The following is a 22,006-nucleotide window of genomic DNA, read 5'->3' as shown; positions in this document are numbered from 1 at the left end:
GCCCTTGACGGACCGTCCCACCACGGAAGGACGCTCGACTGCCGGGACGCCGCCCGGCACTCCACGCAGCCACCGACCGGCCCGCAGCACCCGCCGCCCCCCGACCCCGTCCGGAAACAATTCTGCAATCTCTTGCGCAAGGTCTTGCAGCGGTTCCGCCTGGCACCTACGGTCGCTGCAATCCCCAACTCGGCCGTGACCGGTCCCCACCCGGTCCGTGCCTCTCCGCCAGGAGGAACACCGCATGTCAACCCGTGCTCGCGCCGTCAGAGCCGCCGCCGCGCTGCTCTCCGTATCCGCCGTCACCGCCGTGGCCGCCTTGGCCGTCGTCGGGGGGCCCGCTCCCGAGGCGCGCGCCGCCGCCCCTGGTGAGAAGGACGTCACCGCCGTCATGTTCGAGTGGCGGTTCGATGCCGTGGGCAAGGCCTGCGGGGAGAGCCTCGGGCCCGCCGGGTACGGCTACGTCCAGGTGTCGCCCCCGCAGGAGCACATCCAGGGGGCCCAGTGGTGGACCTCGTACCAGCCCGTCAGCTACAAGATCGCCGGGCGGCTGGGTGACCGTACCGCCTTCAAGGCCATGGTCGACGCCTGTCACGCCGCCGGTGTGAAGGTCGTCGCCGACTCCGTCATCAACCACATGGCGGCGGGAGACGGGACCGGGACGGGCGGGAGTTCGTACACGAAGTACAACTACCCGGGCATCTACTCCGGCGGCGACATGGACGACTGCCGGTCCTCGATATCGAACTACAACGATCGCGGGAACGTCCAGAACTGCGAGCTCGTGCAGCTCGCCGACCTGGACACGAGTGAGGACTACGTGCGCGGCCGCATCGCCGGCTACCTCAACGACCTGCTCACCCTCGGCGTCGACGGCTTCCGGATCGACGCCGCCAAGCACATGCCCGCCGCCGACCTCGCCAACATCAAGTCGCGGATGTCGAACCCGAACGCTTACTGGAAGCTGGAGGCGATCCACGGGGCGGGCGAGGCGGTCTCGCCGAGCGAGTACCTCGGGAGCGGGGACGTGCAGGAGTTCCGCTACGCGCGGGACCTCAAGCGGGTCTTCCAGGGCGAGAACCTCGCCTACCTGAAGAACTTCGGGGAGGCGTGGGGGCACATGCCCTCCGGCCAGTCCGCCGTCTTCGTCGACAACCACGACACCGAGCGCGGCGGCGACACCCTCAGCTACAAGGACGGGTCCGCCTACACCCTCGCCAGCGTCTTCATGCTCGCGTGGCCCTACGGCTCGCCCGACGTACACTCCGGCTACGAGTGGACCGACCGCGATGCCGGCCCGCCCAACGGCGGTGCGGTGAGCGCCTGTTACGCCGACGGCTGGAAGTGCCAGCACGCCTGGCGGGAGATCTCCTCCATGGTCGGCTTCCGCAACTCCGCGCGCGGCCAGGCCGTCACCGACTGGTGGGACAACGGTGGAGATCAAGTCGCCTTCGGCCGCGGAACCAAGGCGTACGTGGCGATCAACCACGAGGGTTCGGCGCTGACCCGGACGTTCCAGACCTCCCTCGCGGGCGGCGACTACTGCGACGTGCAGAGCGGCCGCACGGTGACCGTCGACTCCGCCGGGCGGTTCACCGCCACCCTCGGGGCCGGGACGGCCGTCGCCCTGCACGTGGGCGCCCGCGGGTGCGGCGCCACCTCCACCCCGAGCCCGACCGCTAGTCCCACCCCCACCCCGACTCCCACCGCCACCGCCGGTGCTTCCTTCGCCGTCAACGCCACCACCGTCGTCGGCCAGAACATCTACGTCACCGGTGACCGCGCCGAGCTCGGCAGCTGGAACACCGGCGCCGCGCTCAAGCTCGACCCGGCCGCCTACCCCGTCTGGAAGCTCGACGTCACGCTCCCGCCCGGCACGGTCTTCGCGTACAAGTACGTCCGCAAGGACGCCGCCGGGAACGTCACCTGGGAGAGCGGAGCCAACCGCTCCGCCACCGTCCCCGCCAACGGCAAGGTCACGCTGACCGACACCTGGCGCAACTGACCCTCCCGCCCCACCCCGTCCCGCACCCGAGGAGATCCGCCTTGATACGCCCCGCCCTCGCCGGCGCCGCGGGAGTGCTCGCCGCCACCCTGGCCGTGACGCTCCTGCCCGCCCTGCCCGCCGCCGCGGCGGCCGCCGCCAAGGCGCCACCGGCCCCGCCCTCGGACGCCAAGCTGGCCGCCGAGTCCGCGCGGCACGACCTGACCAGGGAGCAGTTCTACTTCGTGCTCCCGGACCGGTTCGCGAACGGCGACCCGCGCAACGACCGGGGCGGGCTGACCGGTTCCCGGCTGGAGACCGGCCTGGACCCGACGGACAAGGGCTTCTACCAGGGCGGGGACCTCAAGGGGATCACCGACCGGCTGGACTACATCAAGGGGCTCGGCACCACGGCCATCTGGATGGCGCCGATCTTCAAGAACCAGCCGGTGCAGGGGGCGGGCAAGGACGCCTCGGCCGGCTACCACGGGTACTGGATCACCGACTTCACCCAGGTCGACCCGCACTTCGGGACCAACGCCGATCTGGAGCGGCTGATCGACAAGGCGCACGGGAAGGGGATGAAGGTCTTCTTCGACGTCATCACCAACCACACCGCCGACGTCGTCGACTACCGGGAGGCGTCCTACGGGTACCTGTCCAAGGGCGCCTTCCCGTACCTGACCAAGGACGGGGAGCCGTTCCAGGACGCGGACTACGCCGGGGGGAAGGGCAAGTTCCCCAAGACCGACACCGACTCCTTCCCCCGCACCCCCTTCGTCCCCGCGGCGAAGAAGAACCTGAAGGTCCCGGCCTGGCTCAACGACCCGACGATGTACCACAACCGGGGCGACTCCACCTTCGCCGGCGAATCCTCCGACCAGGGTGACTTCTTCGGCCTCGACGACCTGTGGACCGAGCGTCCCGAGGTGGTGGAGGGGATGGAGAAGATCTACGAGAAGTGGGTCGAGGAGTTCGACGTGGACGGCTTCCGCGTCGACACCGTCAAGCACGTCGACACCGGCTTCTGGACCCAGTGGGCCACCGCCCTCGACGCGTACGCCGCCCGGCAGGGCCGCAAGGACTTCTTCATGTTCGGCGAGGTCTACTCCGCCGACACCGCGATCACCTCCCCGTACGTGACCCGGGGCCGGCTGGACGCCACCCTCGACTTCCCGCTCCAGGAGGCGATCCGCTCGTACGCCGCCCAGGGCGCGGAGGCCGGCCGGCTGGCCTCCGTCTTCGGCGACGACTACCGGTACACCACCGACAAGGCGAACGCCTACGAGCAGGTCACCTTCCTCGGCAACCACGACATGGGCCGCTTCGGGACCTTCCTGAAGCAGGACCGGCCGGGGGCGGGGGAGCAGGAGCTGCTGGACCGGTACCGGCTGGCCAACGAGCTGATGTTCCTGTCCCGGGGCAATCCGGTGATCTACTCCGGCGACGAGCAGGGGTTCACCGGCGCGGGCGGCGACAAGGACGCCCGCCAGCCCCTCTTCGCCTCCCGGGCGGCCGACTACCTGGACGACGACCAGCTCGGAACGGTGCGCACACACGCGAGCGATGCTTACGATCCGGAGCACCCGCTCTACAAGCAGATCAGTGCTCTCGCGAAGCTGACCAAGGACCACCCGGCCCTTCGGGACGGCGTCCAGAGTGAACGTTTCTCCGACGGTTCGGCCTACGCCTTCGCCCGCACCGACACCCGCACGCGCACCGAGTACCTGGTCGCGGCCAACAACGCCGCCGAGCCCCGCACCATCGAGCTCGACGCCCCGGCCGGCGCGCAGTACCGCACCCTCTACGGAGGCACCGCGCTGCTCCGCTCCTCGGCCGCCGGCAAGCTCACCGTCCCCGTCCCGGCCCTCGGCTCCGCCGTCCTCCAGGCGATCGCCCCGGCCGCCAAGCCCACCGTCAAGCCCGCCCTCACCCTCAAGGCCCCGGCCCCCGGCGCCACCGGCACCGTCGAGCTCTCGGCCGAGGTCTCGGGCGACCCCCTGAGCCGCGTCGTCTTCGCCGCCCAGACCGGCACCGGCACGTGGCAGGTCCTCGGCTCCGCCGACCACGCCCCGTACAAGGTCACTCAGTTCATCGGCGCCGACACGGCCGCCGGCACCCCGCTGCGCTACAAGGCCGTGGTCGTCGACTCCGCCGGTCGCACCGCGAACGCCCTCGCCGCCTCCGCCGCCGGCCAGACCCCGCCCGCCGAAGTCCCCACCGCCACCCAGCGCGACTACGCGATCGTCCACTACAACCGCCCCGACGGCGACTACACGAACTGGCGCCTCTACGCCTGGGGCGACATCGCCGAGGGCGAAGCCACCCCCTGGCCCGCCGGCCACGACTTCACCGGCCGCGACGCCTACGGCGCCTTCGCCCACGTCAAGCTGAAGCCCGGGGCGAGCAGCGTCGGCTACCTCGTCATCGACAAGGACGGCACCAAGGACGTCGCCGCCGACCGCACCATCGACGTGACGAAGACCGGCGAGATCTGGCTGGAGCAGGGCAAGGAGCCCGCCCGCACCGACCGCCCCGCCTACCCGCCGCAGGACCAGTCGAAGGCCGTCCTGCACTACCAGCGCCCGGACGGCGCCTACGAGGGCTGGGGCCTGCACGTCTGGACCGGAGCGGCGACGCCCACCGACTGGTCCAAGCCGATCCTGCCCACCCGCACCGACTCCTACGGCGCCGTGTACGAGGTCCCCCTCGCCGCCGGAGCCGCCAGCCTCAGCTACATCCTCCACAAGGGCGACGAGAAGGACCTCCCCTCCGACCAGTCCCTCGACCTGAAGAGCAACGGGCACGAGGTGTGGATGCTGGGCGGCAAGGAGAAGTACCTCCTCCCGCAGCCCGCCGGCAGCGCCGCCGCCCTGGACCTCACCAAGGCCCAGGCCGTCTGGATCGACCGCGACACCGTCGCCTGGAACGCCCCTCCCGCCGCCGCCTCCCTCCAGCTCCTCGCCTCCCGCGAAGGCGCCGTCAAGGCGGAGAACGGCACCCTGACCGGCCGGGCCCAGTGGCTGCGCCTGGCCAAGACCGAGCTGACCGCCGTCCAGAAGCAGAAGTACCCGCACCTGGCCGCGTACGCCGCCTTCACGATCGACCCGCGCGACCGGGACCGCGTCCGCGAAGCCCTGCGCGGCCAGCTCGTGGCCAGTGCCCGCGCCGCCAACGGCGCCGTCCTCGCCGCCACCGGGGTCCAGCTCGCCGGGGTCCTCGACGACCTCTACACGACGACGACCGCCCTCGGCCCCGTCTTCAAGGACGGCCGCCCCACCCTCTCCGTCTGGGCCCCGACCGCCCAGCAGGTGACCCTCGAACTGGACGGCGGCCGCACCGTCGCCATGCGCCGCGACGACGCCACCGGCGTCTGGTCGGTGCGCGGCGAACGCGACTGGACCGGCAAGCGCTACCGCTACGCCGTCACCGTCTGGGCCCCGAGCACCGGCCAGGTGGTCCGCAACCTGGTCACCGACCCGTACTCCACCGCCCTGACCACGGACTCCGCGTACAGCCTGGCCGTGGACCTCACCGATCCGAAGCTCGCCCCGCCCGGCTGGCGCGAGCTGAAGAAGCCCGCGCCCGTCCCCTTCACCTCCGCCCAGATCCAGGAGCTGCACATCCGCGACTTCTCGGTCGCCGACGGCACCAGCGCCCACCCCGGCCGCTACCTGGCCTTCACGGAGACCGCCTCGGCGGGCATGCGCCACCTGCGCGACCTGGCCGCCGCCGGCACCTCGTACGTCCACCTCCTGCCCGCCTTCGACATCGGCACCATCCCCGAGAAGCCCGAGGACCGCACCGAGCCCGCCTGCGACCTGAAGGTCTACGCCCCCGACTCCGAGGAGCAGCAGGCCTGTGTGTCCGCGGCGGCCGCGAAGGACGCGTACAACTGGGGCTACGACCCGCTGCACTACACGGTCCCCGAGGGCTCGTACGCGAGCGACCCGAACGGCACGGCCCGCACGGTGGAGTTCCGCCGCATGGTGCAGTCCCTGAACGGCGCGGGCCTGCGCACGGTCATGGACGTGGTCTACAACCACACCGTGGCCGCCGGACAGTCCGACAAGTCGGTGCTCGACCGCATCGTCCCCGGCTACTACCAGCGGCTGCTGGCCGACGGCTCCGTCGCCACCTCCACCTGCTGCGCCAACACCGCCCCCGAGAACGCCATGATGGGCCGCCTCGTCGTGGACTCGGTGGTCACCTGGGCCAAGCAGTACAAGGTCGACGGCTTCCGCTTCGACCTCATGGGCCACCACCCGAAGGCCAACATCCTGGCCGTGCGCGCCGCCCTCGACGCGCTGACGACCCAGAAGGACGGGGTCGACGGGAAGAAGATCGTCCTCTACGGGGAGGGCTGGAACTTCGGCGAGGTCGCCGACGACGCCCGCTTCGTGCAGGCCACGCAGCAGAACATGGCCGGCACCGGCATCGCCACCTTCTCCGACCGCGCCCGCGACGCGGTCCGCGGCGGCGGCCCCTTCGACGAGGACCCGCGCGTCCAGGGCTTCGCCTCCGGCCTGTTCACCGCCCCCAACGCCGCCCCGGCGAACGGCACTCCGGAGCAGCAGCGCGTCCGGCTCCTCCACGACCAGGACCTGATCAAGGTCGGGCTGACCGGCAACCTCGCCGCGTACTCCTTCACGGACTCCACCGGCCGCGCGGTCAAGGGCTCCGAGGTGGACTACAACGGAGCCCCGGCCGGGTACGCGGCGGCCCCCGGCGACGCGCTCGCGTACGTCGACGCCCACGACAACGAGACGCTCTTCGACGCCCTGGCGTTCAAGCTCCCGGAGGGCACCTCCACGGCCGACCGGTCCCGCGCCCAGGTCCTGGCCATGTCCGTGGCCGCCCTCTCCCAGGGCCCGGCCCTCTCCCAGGCGGGCACGGACCTGCTCCGCTCCAAGTCCCTGGACCGCAACTCCTACGACAGCGGGGACTGGTTCAACGCCATCCTGTGGGACTGCAAGGACGGCAACGGCTTCGGCCGCGGCCTGCCCCCGGCGGCCGACAACCGCGCGAAGTGGCCCTACGCGAAGCCCCTGCTGGCAGCGCCCGCACCCGGCTGCGCGGAGATCGGCGGCGCCTCGTCCGCGTACCGGGACCTGCTGGAGATCCGTACGACGGAACCGGCCTTCGCCCTCACCACCGCCGAGGCGGTCCAGGCGAAGCTGGCCTTCCCCCTCTCGGGGCCCCAGGAGACCCCGGGCGTGATCACGATGGCCCTGGGCGACCTGGTGGTGGTCTTCAACGCCACCCCCACCGCCCTGACCCAGCGGGTCCCGGCCCTCGCGGGCACGCCCTACGCGCTGCACCCGCTCCAGGCCTCGGGCACGGACCCGGTGGTCCGGCAGGCGGCGTACGACCCGGCGCAGGGGGAGTTCGCCGTCCCGGCCCGCACGGCGGCGGTCTTCAAGCGGGGGTGACGGCGCGGGGGCCGGTCAGGCCGAGTTGACCAGAGTGAGCTGGTCCAGCCGCTTCTCCAGCAGGATCACCCCGTAGACCCGACCGTTCTTGTCCTCCTTGTGGGGGAACTCCCCGACCACCCGGTAGCCCGCTTCCCGGTAGTACGCGAGCAGCCGGGGGTTGGTGGAGACGCAGTCCAGCCGCGCCCGTTCGCGGCCGGTCCTGGCGATGCGCCGCTCGAAGTGTTCGAGCAGCCGCCGGCCGGCCCCGGCGGGCGCGGCCTCGCGTTCGACCATGAGCCGGTGCACGTAGCCGGCCACGGGAGGCTGGATGCCCCAGGCCTCCTCGTCGGACCACCACAGCTCGTAGGCCCCGACGGCGTGCCCGTTGCCGTCCGAGGCGATCCACACCTCGCCCTCGCGCATGACCGACCGGAAGTGCGCGGCGTCCTTCTCTCCGGGCTTCCACTGCTCGATCCCGTGCGCGGCCATCCAGCGGGCGGCCTGGTCGTACAGGGCCACCAGCGTGCCGGCGTCCTTCTCCTCGGCCTGCCGGAACACGATCCCGTCGTCAATGATCACGCGGGCATTATTGCGCGCTATTCGATCAAGGACGGTCGATCAACGCGGACCGGGCACCGTGGGACTGGATCCCGTGGGGCCGGGTCCCGTGGGGCCGGGTCCCGTGGGGCCGGGTCCCGTGGGGACGAGGGCCACCAGCCGCCCCACCAGTTCCCCGAACGGCCCGTCGGCCGGCTCGTCCACGAGGATCCGTACGAGGATCCCCGCCATCTCCGCGTCGTAGGCGGCGCTCACCGCGGCCAGCGCCGCGAAATCGTGCACGAGCTGCAACTCCAGCTCGGCGCGGGGGATCCGCCGGCCGTCCAGCCAGATCAGCGCCGTCGACTCGGCCAGCGACACCCACGAGCGCACCACGAGCTCCAGCCGGGCGGGCGGAGCCTGCAGGTCGACGCCCAGGTGCGAGAGGATCTGCTCGTACGCCGCCTGCCGCACCTCGTCGATCATCGCGTTGGCCCGGCTGCTGCCGACCGCCGGACCGCCCCGCATCAGCGCCGAGAACCCGGGCCCGTGCTCGTCGACGAAGGCGAAGAACCGCCCCATGACCCGGAGCAACCGCGCCCCGAGCGGCCCCTCCCGGGGCTCCACGAACCGCAGCGCGAGCTCGTCGGCCGCCCGCCGCAGCGCCGCCTCGTACAGGCTCAGCTTGCCGGGGAAGTAGTGGTAGACGAGCGGCCGCGATATGCCCGCGGCCGCCGCGATCTCGTCGATGGAGACATCGTCGGGCGAGCGGTGGCTGAACAGCTCCAGCGCCACCCCGATCAGCTGCTGCCGCCGCTCCTCGACACCCATCCTGCGCCGCACCCCGGTTGTCATGCGGCCACCCTACTGCGCACCCCCGCGGGGGCCTCCTACAGGTCCAGGACCAGCCGGTCCGAGGCCGCGCGGGAGACGCACAGCAGCATGGAGTCCTCGCGTTCGCCGTCCGTGAGGAGGGTGTCGCGGTGGTCGATGTCCCCCGCCAGCACCCGGTGTTGGCAGGTGCCGCAGAAGCCCTGCTCGCAGGAGTACGGGGTGTTGGGGAGCTCCCGGCGGACGGCGGTCAGGGCCGATTCCGTCGCCGCCACCTCCACGACCCGCCCCGAGCGGCGCAGTTCCACCGTGAAGGGCTTCGCGTCCCCGCCCGCGGCCGCCGGGGCGAACCGCTCCAGGTGGACCGGTGTTCCCGCCGGCGCGGCCGCCTCGACCGCGGCCATCAGCGGGGCCGGGCCGCAGCAGTACACCAGGGTGTCCGGGCCCAGCGAGGCGCCGAGCGCGCCCAGGTCGGGGAGGCCCGCCTCGTCCTCGGGGACGACCGTGACCCGGTCCCCGTACCGCGCGAGTTCCGCCAGGAAGGGCATCGAGGCCCGCGAGCGGCCCCCGTAGAGCAGGGTCCAGTCCGCGCCCGCCGCCGTGGCCGCCCGGAGCATCGGGAGGACCGGGGTGATGCCGATCCCGCCCGCGACGAAGGCGTAGGACGGGGCCGGGACGAGCGGGAAGCGGTTGCGCGGCGGCCGGACCGGGAGCTCCGCGCCCTCCACCAGCTGGGCGTGCGCCTCGCGCGAGCCGCCGCGGCCGTCCTCCACGAGCCGGACCGCGATCGTGTAGCGGCCCCGGTCGGCGGGGTCGCCGCACAGGGAGTACTGGCGGACCAGTCCCGACGGGAGCTGCACGTCCAGGTGCGCGCCCGGGGCCCACTCGGGGAGCTCCGCCGATTCCAGCGTCAGGGACAGCACCCCCTCCGCGGGCTCGGTGCGGGACACGATCAGCGCCGGGATCCACCGGCGCGGCGAATACCCCGAGACGGGGGTCTCCAGCGCGGGCAGCGGCCACAGCGGCGATCCGGAGTCGATGCGCCGGCCGATCGCCCGCTTCGCCAGCCAGGCGGCGCCCGCGAGCGCGGTCACCGTGAGGGCGCGCCTCATCCGAGGCCACCGCCGTTCGCTCCGGGGGAGGAGGCCAGGTAGGCGACGGCCTGCGCCGTGGAGCCCTCCTGCGAGGGGTGGTAGGTGCGCGAGAGGTACGTCGGGATCGACTTCAGCATCGCGCCCGTGGACGGCAGGGTCCCCTTGCGGCCCGAGCGGTAGAACTGGCCCACCGACGCCCTGGACCCGGGCGGGAGTCCGGGGTCGTGTTCCATGAAGTAGCGCGATCCGCGCTGCCACAGGAAGACCAGCGCCGTGAAGGCCGTGGCCCAGGTGCGCGCCCGGCGGCGGTAGTTGCCGTCCAGGTGCATGAACAGGTCGAAGGCCACCGACCGGTGCTCGACCTCCTCCGCCCCGTGCCAGCGCAGCAGGTCCAGCATCACCGGGTCCGCGCCGCGCCGGTCCAGCTCCTCGGCGTTGAGCACCCAGTTGCCCAGGAAGGCCGTGTAGTGCTCGATCGCGGCGATCATCGCCACCCGCTCCATCAGCCACCACTTGCGGGGCGCGCCCGGCGGCAGCGTCCGGTCGCCGAGCAGCTTCTCGAAGAGCCAGTCGATCTGCGCCGTGTAGGGCGTCGGGTCCAGGCCCAGCCGCTTGAGGTGGGGGAGCACGTCGTCGTGCGCGCTCGCGTGCATGGCCTCCTGGCCGATGAACCCGACGACGTCCTCGCGCAGCCGCTCGTCCGTGATGTACGGGAGCACCTGCTTGTACACGTGCACGAACCAGCGCTCGCCCGCCGGGAGCAGCAGGTGCAGCACGTTGATGGTGTGGTTGGCGAAGGGGTCGCCGGGCAGCCAGTGGAGCGGGGTGTCCTCCCAGGAGAAGGACACGTTGCGGGCCTTGAGATCTATGGGTGGAGACGCCACGGGGGCGGGCGACGCGGGCGGCGTATTAGACATGGCGTCAATGTACTGATGGGTAGAGGGGAGGGAAACCCCTCTACCGCCACTTCCTTCGCCCCCGGGGCCGGGTCGGGCCTACCCCCATGGCGCCGTGCCGGGACTACCTCAACACCCCCGCCTTCGAGCCGTCCGTGAGCTTGCCCGTCAGTTCCACCTGCGCCCCCGCCGGAGCCTTCACCGCCAGCCGGTTGCCCACCGCGACCCCGCTCACCTGGCCGCCGCCCACGGTCAGCGAGGCGAACTGCGCACTGCCCGCGGCCAGTACGTACCACTGCCCGGCCTTCGACTTCCACAGCACCCCGGCCAGCACCCGGGGCTCCCGCGGCCCGCACGCCGGCGAGCCCTCCGCCTTCGCCGCCTGCGCCGCCAGCGGCGCGCCGGGGGCCAGGAACTGCGCCTGTACCCGGTCCGCCGTGCCCTGCCAGGTCTCCGCCCGGGTGCACAGCCAGGTCGCCGTGCCGTCGCCCTCCGGCAGCGGCTGCTTCGCGTACGTCCACGCGTTGACCGTGCGGACCCCGTGCGAGCGCACCGAGGGCAGCAGGCACGCGATCCGCGACCAGTCGCCCAGCTCCGCGCCCTCCGTGACGTTCCGCTCGGCGCCGGGCGCCCCCGAGGTCAGCCGGGCCGGGGTCAGTTCGCCCAGGTCGGTGAGGAGCCGGGTCGCGCCGTCACCGGTCACCGCGAGGGCATTCCAGCTCGTACAGGTGCCCTCCGGGGCGGGACTCGGCACCGGCGGAGTGATCCCGTCCGGAGTCAGCTCGAGCGCCGCCGGGGCGTCCCCCGGCTTCAGCAGGTCCCGCTGCGCCGCGCCCGTCACCCACGGAGCCGCCAGATAGCGGACGTTGCCGTCGACCCGGCTGAGCACCAGGGCCGCCGCCGTGTCCGCCGAGGCGCCGTCGGTCCGGGCGAAGTCGAGGGCGGCGATGTCGGTGCCGGAGCGCGGTTCGGCGTACCGCGCCACGCGCAGGCCGTCGTACAGCAGCACCACGACGGCCTGGTCGACGGTCCCGGCGAACAGCAGCTGCGGGGGCCCCATCGGCGGTCCGGACGGGGTGCCGGGCGTGGCGGAGACCACGACCGTGCGACCCGGCCGGGCCCAGACGGCCAGCGCCCGCCGCAGCAGCGCGGTGTCGTCGACGCGGTCGCCGCGCGCGGGCCAGCCGGAGTAGTCGGTACGGGAGGACGTACGCCAGACCGTGGGCGCCACCCGGACGAGCTGGCCGGGGTCCAGGGCCTGCTCCGCCGCCGCGTTCTTCGCGTACAGCGGGGCGGCCGCCCCGTCGGCCCCCCACCCGCCGCCGGGCAGGGACAGCAGCACCCCGCCCACGGCGAGGGCGATCCCGGCGGCTAGCCCGGCCCGCACGAGCCGGCGGCGGCGCAGCAGGTCGGTGGGCCGCGCCTGGAGCACGCAGGGGTCGAACTCGGGGGAGGCGAACAGCTCGTCGGTGGACGGATCCCCGGACTCCGCCACGGCGGCGGCCGGGTTGGCCACCCCCGCCTCGGTCAGGACCCGCAGCACCTCGGGCTCGGGCAGCCGCTCCAGCGCCCGCAGGACGCACGCGGCCCGGCCCGGCCCGTCGAGGGTGGCCAGCCACTGGTCGAGCGCCAGCTCCTCGGCCCCGCCCGAGCGCGGGAACAGCCGCAGCCCCCACACCTGGGGGAGCAGCGGCGGCAGTTGCGCCCGCCGGGGCAGCGCGCGGAACGTCAGCGGGATCCCCGCCTCCAGCGCGGACCGCAGCACGCGCAGCCGTACGTACGCGTACCCGGACTCGGGCCCCGCCCCGCCGCGCTGCCCCGGAACCCCGCCCTGCACCGCGGCCTGCGCGGCGGCCGCCCCGTCCCGCCGCCCGCGCGGCAGGGCGCGCTGGGCCAGCGAGTGGGCGGTGAGGACCCGCCGATTGCGTCCGAGGGCGGGCGGCAGCACCAGGTAGGCCAGCCGCACCAGGCGCGGATAGTGCTCGACGATGGCGGCCTCGGCCTGCTCGACATCGGGCGGGAAGGGACGGGTGGCGGTATCCGGCGCAGTCACGTTCAGCAGAACGAGCGAATGGTCGGATGGTCACCGGGTCCCAGCGCGCATGTTCGGGCCGGTCCTCCAGGAGCGGCCGCACCGGTCGGCCCGCCGGGTCGACGAGGTCCCGTCGCGGGGCTCAGACGACGAGGCGGGCGCGCATTGCCTCGACCGTCTCGTCGGGGACGCCCAGACCCTCGCGCACGTACTTCTCCATCGAGCCGTAGCGCGTGTTCACCTCGTCGAGCGCGGCCTCCAGGTAGTAGGGGAAGACGCCGATCAGCGACAGCGCGATGTCCGGGTCCCCGCCGGCCGCCGTGAAGCCCTCGATCATCGGGGCGAAGGCGATCCGCACCGCCGGGTTGACCGACAGGTACTCGGCCATCAGCGTCTCGTCGTCGGCGCCGAGCAGCGACAGGACCACGGTCGCGCCCCAGCCCGTACGGTCCTTGCCCGCCGTGCAGTGGAAGAGCAGCGGCCCGGATTGCGGGTCGGCGAGCTCGGTGAGCAGCAGCCGGTACGCGGACTGCGCGGAGGCGGAGCTCACCAGGGAGCCGTAGAGGCTGGTGAACAGGGCCCGCACCTTGCCGCCGCCCAGGTGCTCCTCGGCCACCGCGGGGTCGGACAGGAGGTCCTTGAGGTGGGCGGCGGGAATCTTCCCGGGCCCGCCGTCGCCCCCGGCGTCGGCCGTCATCTTGTCGGCCAGGGCGTCGGCTATGAGCAGCCGGGCGCCGGCCGGCATCCGGTCGGGGTGTTCGCCGCGCTCCGCGCCGGTGCGGAAGTCGATGACCGTGCCGATGCCCAGCGCGGCCACCGCCTGGTCGACGTCGAGGTCGAGCCGGTCGAGCTGGCCGGAGCGCAGCACCAGGCCGGGGCGGACGCTGCGGCCGCCGGCGAGCGGGGTGCCGCCGAGGTCCCGGAGGTTGGCGACGGTTTTGGCGGGGATGACGGTCATCGTGGGGGCTCCAACATGATCAGAGAAACGTGATCAGACAATCGAATGATCGGAGGACTGGACGGCTCAAGGTGAAGCACGCTGGGTGACGCGTGTCATCCAGATGATTTTCGGAGATTTCGGTCCGGAAAGGTAATCGGCGGCCAGCGAGACCCCGAGGCCGAGCCCCAGGGCCACCAGGTGGCCGGCGTCGGTGAAGGTCCGCTCCCGCCGCAGCACCGGCCGGACGGCGAGCGCCAGCAGCCCGACCCGGGCGGTGGCGCGCACCGGCCCGCGCGGAAGCGCCGAGGTCAGCGCCCCGAGCACGGTGTTGAACCCGTAGCTGGTGCCCACGTCCAGTGCCCGCCGGGTCTCCTGTGCCCGCCGGGTCTCCCGTGCCCGCCGGGTTTCCTGCGCCCGCTGGGTGTGGGGGCCGGTCGTCCGGCGCAGCACCCCGTAGACCAGGAGGGTGGCCGCGACGTGCCCGAACAGGAAGGCCGCGGCCATCCACCAGGCCCCGTAGGCGTACTCGGCGTACCCGAGGACGGCCGCCAGCAGGAGGACGTACGGCAGCGGCATCGGCTCCTCGACGAGGAAGGCGCTGGCCGCCAGGGTCTCCCAGCGGCCGGCGTCCAGGTTGTCGGCGTTGGTGGAGCAGCGGCGCAGCAGCCGCTCCCGCGCCTGCGGATCCAGCCGCTCCAGGGCGTACGCCCCGAGCTGGACCGTGCCCGCGTACACCGTGCTCAACGGGACCGTCAACGGCAGTGGGCTCATCGGACCATGATCGGCCACGGGGGTGCCGTACGGCGAGGCGGGGGCCCGTGGCAATATGCGCAGGTCATGCCACACAGCCCCGCGCCGATGCGCGCCACGCGGGCCGCGGTTTTCGCGGCGGTGGCCGTCGCACTGGGTGCCGCGGGGCATTCGTACATGTCCGGTACGGACCTTCCCGCACTGGGTCTTCTGTCCGCATTCGGGCTGACCGGAGGGCTCGCCTGGCTCTCCGCCGGGCGCCGGCGCGGACCGCTCTCCATCGCCGCGGCGCTGCTCGCCGTACAGGCGGTCCTGCACCTCGTCTTCTCCGCCTCCGCCTCCGCCTCCGCCTCGGCCGGCAGCCGGCATCAGGCGGGCGCGGACGCGGACGCGGGTGGGAGTTCGGGCGCGGGCATGCACATGGACATGGGCGCGGAGGCCGGCCTGGAGGGCGTGGCCGCCGACGCCGTGCAGGGCATGCACGGCACGCACGCCATGGACGGCATGAGCGGCATGAGCGGTATGGCCGGCATGGGCGACATGGCCGCGGGCCACGCCCACGACGGGCTCGGCATGATCGCCGCGCACGTCGTCGCCGGGCTGTTCTGCGCGCTCTGGCTGGCCTGGGGCGAGGCCGCCGTCTTCCGGCTCGCCGCCGCCCTCGCGGCCGGGGCGCTGCTCGCCGCCCGGCCGCTCTCCCGGGTCCTCGCCCTGCTCCGGGCGCGCGGGATCCCCGTACCGCCGGCGCGGGCGTTCCGGCCCGCCGGGTACGAGCGGCCGCGCACCCTGCGCGGCGCCGTGCACGCGCACACCGCCGAGCGGCGCGGGCCGCCCGCGCGCGGAGGGATCCGTATCACGGCCCCCGGCCGTCCTGCCCGCGCCTGACCGAACGGCGCACCTCCCCGGAACCCGGGCGAGGAGGCGAGACCTGGGGCCGCTCACCCATGTCTTCGCCAACACCTAGGACACCCATGTCTCTCGACGAGGTCGGGGAACTCCGCGCAGCGGACCCCGACGCCCCCGAAACCCCCGTGGCCGCGGCCGAGCCCGCCGCCGCCCCCGCCCGCACGCCCGGCACCTGGGCCGCCCTGCGGCCGCTGATCCTGCGGCTGCACTTCTACGCCGGGCTGCTGATCGCCCCGCTCCTGCTCGTCGCCGCCACCACCGGGCTGCTCTACGCCGGCTCCTGGCAGGCCGAGAAGATCCTCTACGCCGACCAGCTGACGGTCGACCGCGTCGGCGCGAGCGCGCAGCCGCTCGGCGCCCAGGTCGCCGCGGCCGCGGCCGCCGCGCCCCAGGGCGAAGTGACGGCCGTATGGCCCGCGCCCGAGGCGGATGCCACCACCCGGGTGATCATGAAGAGCCCGGGACTCGCCGAGGGCGAGACCCTCACCGTGTTCGTCGATCCGTATACGGCCGAGGTCCGCGGGGAGCTCACCACCGTCGGGGACGCGCTGCCGTTGCGGGCCTGGCTGAGCGAGTTCCACTCCAGCCTCCACCTGGGGGAGTTCGGCCGGAACTACAGCGAACTCGCCGCGAGCTGGCTGTGGGTGGTCGCGCTCGGCGGGCTTGCACTGTGGATGGGCCGCAAGCGCGCCCGTAAGGCCGCCCTCGTCGTGCCCGACCGCACGGCGACCGGTCGCCGCAAGACCCTGTCCTGGCACGGTTCCGTCGGCGTCTGGATCGCGGTCGGCCTCGTCGGCCTCTCCGCCACCGGCCTGACCTGGTCGAGGTACGCCGGCGAGAACATCGGGGAGCTCCAGGACCGCCTCGGCGGGAGCACCCCGGCCGTGGCCGCCAAGCTCCCCGGCGCGCCGGCCGCCGACGCGGGCGGCGAGCACGCCGGGCACGGCGCGGCAGCCGGAGCCGAGGAGGCGATGCCCGCTCCGGTCGATGTCATCGGCATCGACGGAGCGGTGGCGGCGGCCCGGTCCGCCGGGGTCACCGAGTCACTGCGGATCACCCTGCCCGCCCAGGGCAAGGGGTACGTGGTCAAGGAGCAGGACAAGCAGGTGCCGGTGCACCTGGACGCGGTCGCCGTGGACCCCGCCGACGGCCGGGTCATGGACGAACTCCGGTTCGCCGACCACCCGCTGCTCGCGCAGCTGACCCGCTTCGGCATCGACCTGCACATGGGCCTGACCTTCGGGCTCGCCAACCAGCTGGCCCTGGCCGCGCTCGCGGTCCTGGTGATGTTCATGGTCGTCTGGGGCTACCGCATGTGGTGGCTGCGCCGCCCGACCAAGGAGCGCACGCTCTCGGCCGGCCGCCCCCAGCCGCGCGGGGCGTGGCGGAAGCTGCCGGTGACGCTGCTGCTGCCGCTGGCCGCGGCGACGGCCGTCGTGGGGTGGTTCGTGCCGATGCTGGGCATCAGCCTGCTGGTGTTCCTGGCCGGGGATCTGGTGCTGGGCTTCGTCGCGTCGAGGGGCACCGCGAAGGCATAGGCGACGGGCGGCCGTTCGGGCCGGACCCCCTCCGGAGGGGGTCCGGCCCGCGGCGTCAGCCGATCTTCCAGAGCGTGAGCGTGGTGACGTAGTCGGGCATGCGCGCGAGGGACCCGTTGTCGAGCACGACGTCGGTGATGTGGAGCATCGCCAGGTTGCCGTCACTGGTGACGGTGCACAGCACGGTCCCCTTCGGGATCACCTTGTTCTGCTGTAGCTGGTCGCTCGGCAGCTTGGCCGGCAGGGTGTCGGTGCCGACGGCTTCGTTGCACTCCTCCGGAGTACGACCCGGGCTCTTGCCCGTGGCCGTCCGGAAGCTCAGGCTGGCGCTGCTCCAGTCCTGGTAGACGAGCTCCATCTCCTTGTCCTCGCCGATCCTCCCGTTGGGAACGACCTTCGGAGCGTCCAGGTCGACGTGGGTTCCGGTGCTGGAGGAGGGGGCGCGCAGGGTCAGGGGCTTGTCCTGGAAGACCACCGTGTACGCGGCCTTCGGCGCGGCGGAGGCGGAGGGCGAGGACTTCGGCGGGGAGGAGGCCCTGGCCGGATCCGGTGATCCGGACTCGGCCGCGGGCGCGGCCGGGGTCTCCTGCCGGGCGGCGGGTGCCTTCGCGTCGTCCTTGGAGTCGTCCCCGTCCAGCAGCCAGACCGTGCCGGCTCCCGCGGCGACGGCGAGGACGAGGCAGGCGGCGACGAGCCCGCCCCGGAATCCCTTCGGGGCCGGGGCCGGGGCCGGGGCGGGAGCAGGGGCGGGAGCAGGGGCCGGCGGTGACGCGGGCGTCGGGTGGCTGGGCCGCGGCGGCCCGGCGGGCCGGGGCGGCGCGAAGGCCGTGTCCGCGTCGTGGACCCCGCCGACGGTGCCGGACGCCCCGGTCCGCGGTCCCGTACCGGCCGGGCCGAACCCGCCACCACCTGCGGCCGCTGCCGCACCCGCACCCGCACCCGCACCCGCACCCACGCCGCCGCCCGAGTCCGCCACCGTCGGCGCCGGCGGATTCTCCGCGGCCCGCACCCGGTGGGCGATCTCCTGCCCGACCGGCTCCGGGAGCCAGCCGCCGAAATCGTTCAGCGGCCGCCCGGCGAACAGTTCGCACATGGCGGCGAGCTCGTCCGTGCGGATCCGCGCCGCCGGATCCGCCGTCAGGCAGCGCTCCAGCAGCGGCCGCAGTTCGAGCGGGTAGCCGCTCAGGTCCGGAGGCAGCCGGTCGGTGTTGGCGATCCGCACGCCGAGGGCCGTGGCCCCGCCGGTCCCGTACGGATGCCGCCCGGTGGCCGCGACGGCGGCGATGAGCCCGACCGCGAACAGGTCGCTTGCGGTGGTGACCTCGGCGCCCAGCGCGTGTTCGGGAGACATGAACTGGGGAGTGCCGATGACCCCGCCGGTGCGGGTGAGCTGCGTACTGTCGGCGGCCCGGGCGATTCCGAAGTCGATGACGTACGGCCCCGCCGCGCCAAGCAGCAGGTTGGCGGGCTTCAGGTCGCGGTGCACGACCCCCGCGGCGTGGATGGAGCTCAGGGCCCGCGCCGTGCAGCCGATCAACTGGAAGACGGCGGGCAGCGGGAGCGGACCGTAGGCGCTGAGGGTGTCGTGCAGCGACAGTCCCGGTACGAACTCCGAGGCGAGCCAGGGCGCGGCGCCCGTGGTGTCGTGGTCGAGGACCGGCACGAGGTGGTAGCCCTGCACCCGGCGCGCGGCCCGCACCTCCTGCTCGAACCGGCTGCGGAAGCCCGGGTCCTGTCCGAACTCCCGGCGGATCAGCTTCAGCGCGACCGGCTGCCCGCCGCGGGTGTGCGAGAGGTAGACGGTGCCCATGCCGCCCTCGCCGATCCGGGCGATCAGCCGGTAGCCGGCGGTCTCGCGGGGGTCCTGGGGCTCAAGTGGGGCAAGTACGCTGCCGGTTCCGATGGTCACGTCGGAAAAGCCTACGGCAGGGACCGGTCCTGATCGGCACGGATGTGCGAGGAAGTCCCCTTTGTGGGGGCCCGAGTTGGACCGGCCGGCCAGGGCCCGTACCCCTCCTCGTCAGTACGGGCCCGCCGTCGTACCGGTCAGGGGGCGTACTTGTACCCCACCCGGCGTACGGTCTGGATCGCGCCGCGGTGGGCGGCGCCCAGCTTGCGGCGCAGTCGCGCGACGTGGACGTCGACCGTGCGGCCGTCGCCGACGTGGCCGTAGCCCCAGACGGTGGTCACCAGCTGGTCGCGGCTGTGTACCCGGTGCGGGTGCGCGACCAGGTGGGCCAGCAGCTCGAACTCCAGGTAGGTGAGGTCCAGGACCTCGCCGTCCACCTCGGCGGTCCGCTGCGCGGGGTCGATGCGGACCAGGGCGTCGCCGGTGACGGCCGCCGCGCCGGGTGCCGGGGCGGCGGGAACGGACTGCGGGGAGAAGCCGGTCGGGGGCTGCTGGTCGGCCGGTACGAGCACCAGGTAGCCGACCATCGGCGGCTGGCCGGGGAGGGTGGGCAGGGTGTGCGCGGGGGCGGGCAGCCAGGTGGCGCCGGGCGGCAGGAAGTCCGCTACGCGGGCAACGGCGCCCACCTCGTCGCGGTCCACGGCCCGCAGGCGGTGGCGCGGACTGGGCGGGAACGCCGGGTAGGTCAGGGGAGAGGTCGCAGCGGAGGCGGCAGAAGCGAAGGAACGGGTGTTCGCCATGAGTGGTCAGCTCTTTCACGCGGAGTGGTCGGCAGGAGACGTACGTAAAGGCGTCGTCTTGTGTCGTACCGCGCAGACCGAAGGCCTCGGGGAAGGTCGGTTGGAGGTCCCGGAGGTTTTAGAGGGCCGGCGCGTTCTTCGCGCGGCAACACACCCGGTCGAAATCGTGATCCTGACGGGAAGGCCAGAACGGCTCGAGGTCGCTGCGACCGGTCGAGGTGTGCGAGTAGCTGGCCATGGCCCCATTCAAGCAGATGCGCGGGCGCCGGGGCAGACCCCGTCTCACTTGGTGGAGCGGAATCCCATATTCCGCGATCATGCCGTGAACGCACCATTGCAATCCCGACAAACCGTCACCCGCCCAGCCGCTTCCTCCACTCCATCCCGGTCACCCGTATCGCATCGTGGGCGGATCCGTCCCACGCCCACGTCAGCCCCACCGCGTCCAGCGCCCGGGTGACCTCCCGGCCCACGGAGGCGGTGAGCTCCTCGCCCGGCTCGAAGCCCCCGTAGAGCAGCCACAGGTCATGACCCGCCGCGGCGCCCTCGGTGCACTGCGAGTGGAAGAAGACGAACCCGCGGGCGTCCTCGCGGCCCGCCGCCCGGATCTCCGCGAGGCCGCAGTTGCGGCAGCAGGCGAAGTTCTCCCGCGCGGTGATGCCCGCCGCGCCGAGCGAGCCGAAGGCCCGCGCCAGCCGCTGGGGGTCGGTCTCGTCCGCCCAGTGCGCCTGCTCCGCCAGCCGCTCCCGCCAGAGCCGGTCCACCAGGTGCTCGGCCTGCGCGCGCGACACCGGCCGGACGCCGTCCGCGACGAGGTACTCCTCGGCGTTCTCGCTCAGGGTCGCCCGGTCGTCGTAACCGCACCGCAGCCCGTCCCGCACGAGCACGGTCAGCTCCTCCTCCACCTCCGGAGCGAGCGGCGGCACTTCCTCCACCGGGAACTCCAGCCGCTCCCACGCCGGGCCGAGGTCCCAGCCCTTCGCCTGGCGGGCCCAGCGGGCCATCACGTCCACCACCTCGGCCGCCGCGCCGACGTGGGCCTGGAAGTGCCGGTCGGCGGCGCCGTCGCGGTACTCCAGCTGGTAGTCCCCGCCGGTCGCGTGCCACACCTGGACGAACACGTCAGGCTCGTCCGGCAGTCGCTCCACGATGAGGAAGTGGTCGCTGTCGGCGCCGATGCGCCCGACGAGCTCGGTCAGCAGAGGGAGCGCGGGCCGGTGGTAGGTCTCGGCGGACTCGGTGCGCAGGGTGACGGGCAGCATGGCCCACACCGTGGCAGGAGCCACTGACAGCGCGGCGCCCGCCCTCCCCGGGGGGAGGACGGGCGCCGTGGTGGTGTCAGGGGTGGCCGGCCGGTGTCAGACCAGGCCGTCCTTCTCCAGGGCGGTGCAGCAGGTGTCCGTGATGAGGCGGGTCACCACGTACGGGTCGACGTTCGCGTTCGGGCGGCGGTCCTCGATGTAGCCCTTGCCGTCCTTCTCCACCTGCCACGGGATGCGGACGGAGGCGCCGCGGTCCGAGACGCCGTAGCTGTACTCGTTCCACGGGGCCGTCTCGTGCAGACCCGTCAGGCGCTCGTCGATGCCCGCGCCGTAGTTCTTGACGTGGTCCAGCGGCTTGCTGCCCTCACCCAGGGACTCCGCCGCGGAGATGATCGCGCGGTAGTCCTCGCGCATCGCCTTCGTGGAGAAGTTGGTGTGCGCGCCCGCGCCGTTCCAGTCGCCCTTGACCGGCTTCGGGTTCAGCGTCGCGGAGACGTTGAAGTCCTCGGCGGTGCGGTAGAGCAGCCAGCGCGCGATCCACAGCTGGTCGGAGACCTCCAGGGGGCCGACCGGGCCGACCTGGAACTCCCACTGGCCGGGCATGACCTCGGCGTTGATGCCGGAGATGGCCAGACCCGCCGCGAGGCAGTGGTCCAGGTGCTTCTCGACGATGTCGCGGCCGAAGATCTCGTCCGAGCCGACGCCGCAGTAGTAGCCGCCCTGCGCGGCCGGGAAGCCGTTGACCGGGAAGCCGAGCGGGCGGGTGCCGTCGAAGAAGGTGTACTCCTGCTCGATGCCGTAGATCGGCTCCTGAGCGGCGAACTTCTCGGCGATCGGACGCAGCAGCGCTCGGGTGTTCGACTCGTGCGGGGTCATGTCGATGTTCAGGACCTCGCACAGGACGAGGACGTTGTCGCCGCCGCGGATCGGGTCCGGGCAGGTGAACACCGGCTGCAGTACGCGGTCGGAGGCGTGGCCCTCGGCCTGGTTGGTGCTCGAACCGTCGAAGCCCCAGATCGGCAGCGCGTCGCCGTCCGCCATGATCTTGGTCTTGGAGCGCAGCTTCGCCGTCGGCTCGGTTCCGTCGATCCAGATGTACTCAGCCTTGTAGCTCACGGGCCCCATCCTTCGGTGCGTCGCTCCGGCGCAGACTCTGCGGGTGCTGCGCTGCGT

At 73.1% G+C, this 22,006-nt stretch carries 15 protein-coding genes; 4 read left to right on the top strand and 11 right to left on the bottom strand.

Annotation, left to right across the window (positions count from 1 at the left end; all coding sequences use genetic code 11):
* Positions 1–244: 244 nt before the first annotated feature.
* Positions 245–2,005: a carbohydrate-binding module family 20 domain-containing protein gene (locus tag AC061S_RS37370; RefSeq protein ID WP_478690325.1), complete on the top strand. Its 1,761-nt coding sequence runs from the start codon at positions 245–247 to the stop codon at positions 2,003–2,005.
* A 41-nt stretch (positions 2,006–2,046) separates the two neighbouring features.
* The gene (gene pulA / locus AC061S_RS37365; RefSeq protein WP_478690324.1) at positions 2,047–7,416 is read left to right on the top strand and encodes a pullulanase-type alpha-1,6-glucosidase; all 5,370 of its coding nucleotides are present in this window, start codon (positions 2,047–2,049) and stop codon (positions 7,414–7,416) included.
* A gap of 15 nt (positions 7,417–7,431) precedes the next feature.
* Here the strand turns inward: pulA and AC061S_RS37360 are convergent, their stop codons facing one another.
* From AC061S_RS37360 to AC061S_RS37330, 7 genes are all read right to left on the bottom strand, one after another.
* Positions 7,432–7,977: an N-acetyltransferase family protein gene (locus AC061S_RS37360; RefSeq protein ID WP_478690323.1), complete on the bottom strand. Its 546-nt coding sequence runs from the start codon at positions 7,975–7,977 to the stop codon at positions 7,432–7,434.
* 39 nt (positions 7,978–8,016) lie between these two features.
* Positions 8,017–8,790: a TetR/AcrR family transcriptional regulator gene (locus AC061S_RS37355; protein ID WP_478690322.1), complete on the bottom strand. Its 774-nt coding sequence runs from the start codon at positions 8,788–8,790 to the stop codon at positions 8,017–8,019.
* A 35-nt stretch (positions 8,791–8,825) separates the two neighbouring features.
* On the bottom strand, positions 8,826–9,878 hold the full coding sequence (locus tag AC061S_RS37350; RefSeq protein WP_478690321.1) for a PDR/VanB family oxidoreductase: 1,053 nt from the start codon (positions 9,876–9,878) through the stop codon (positions 8,826–8,828).
* The gene (locus AC061S_RS37345; RefSeq protein ID WP_478690320.1) at positions 9,875–10,777 is read right to left on the bottom strand and encodes a metal-dependent hydrolase; all 903 of its coding nucleotides are present in this window, start codon (positions 10,775–10,777) and stop codon (positions 9,875–9,877) included. Before AC061S_RS37345 ends, AC061S_RS37350 begins: the two co-directional genes overlap by 4 nt.
* Positions 10,778–10,880: 103 nt before the next feature.
* Positions 10,881–12,809 carry a hypothetical protein gene (locus AC061S_RS37340; protein WP_478690319.1) on the bottom strand — a complete coding sequence of 643 codons (1,929 nt, stop codon included), beginning with the start codon at positions 12,807–12,809 and terminating at the stop codon, positions 10,881–10,883.
* 121 nt (positions 12,810–12,930) lie between these two features.
* Positions 12,931–13,746: a tyrosine-protein phosphatase gene (locus AC061S_RS37335; RefSeq protein ID WP_478690318.1), complete on the bottom strand. Its 816-nt coding sequence runs from the start codon at positions 13,744–13,746 to the stop codon at positions 12,931–12,933.
* A gap of 66 nt (positions 13,747–13,812) precedes the next feature.
* On the bottom strand, positions 13,813–14,499 hold the full coding sequence (locus AC061S_RS37330; protein ID WP_478690317.1) for a rhomboid-like protein: 687 nt from the start codon (positions 14,497–14,499) through the stop codon (positions 13,813–13,815).
* 66 nt (positions 14,500–14,565) lie between these two features.
* Between AC061S_RS37330 and AC061S_RS37325 the strand changes: the two genes are divergently transcribed.
* The gene (locus tag AC061S_RS37325; protein ID WP_478690316.1) at positions 14,566–15,363 is read left to right on the top strand and encodes a hypothetical protein; all 798 of its coding nucleotides are present in this window, start codon (positions 14,566–14,568) and stop codon (positions 15,361–15,363) included.
* 86 nt (positions 15,364–15,449) lie between these two features.
* A complete protein-coding gene (locus AC061S_RS37320) occupies positions 15,450–16,922 on the top strand; it encodes a PepSY-associated TM helix domain-containing protein (protein WP_478690315.1) in 1,473 nt (490 codons plus the stop codon).
* A 55-nt stretch (positions 16,923–16,977) separates the two neighbouring features.
* Here the strand turns inward: AC061S_RS37320 and AC061S_RS37315 are convergent, their stop codons facing one another.
* The 4 genes from AC061S_RS37315 to glnII all read right to left on the bottom strand — a co-directional run bounded on the left by AC061S_RS37315 (position 16,978) and on the right by glnII (position 21,949).
* The gene (locus tag AC061S_RS37315; RefSeq protein ID WP_478690314.1) at positions 16,978–18,831 is read right to left on the bottom strand and encodes a serine/threonine-protein kinase; all 1,854 of its coding nucleotides are present in this window, start codon (positions 18,829–18,831) and stop codon (positions 16,978–16,980) included.
* A gap of 137 nt (positions 18,832–18,968) precedes the next feature.
* The gene (locus tag AC061S_RS37310; protein WP_478690313.1) at positions 18,969–19,571 is read right to left on the bottom strand and encodes a winged helix-turn-helix domain-containing protein; all 603 of its coding nucleotides are present in this window, start codon (positions 19,569–19,571) and stop codon (positions 18,969–18,971) included.
* Positions 19,572–19,924: 353 nt separating this feature from the next.
* Positions 19,925–20,833, bottom strand: coding sequence for a DUF6891 domain-containing protein (locus tag AC061S_RS37305; RefSeq protein WP_478690312.1), 909 nt, complete (start codon positions 20,831–20,833; stop codon positions 19,925–19,927).
* A gap of 96 nt (positions 20,834–20,929) precedes the next feature.
* Positions 20,930–21,949, bottom strand: coding sequence for a glutamine synthetase (glnII, locus tag AC061S_RS37300; protein ID WP_385377575.1), 1,020 nt, complete (start codon positions 21,947–21,949; stop codon positions 20,930–20,932).
* Between the last annotated feature and the right edge of the window lie 57 nt (positions 21,950–22,006).

This window comes from Streptomyces sp. CA189 (genome assembly GCF_056428985.1).
This window is presented reverse-complemented; position numbering and strand designations above follow the sequence as displayed.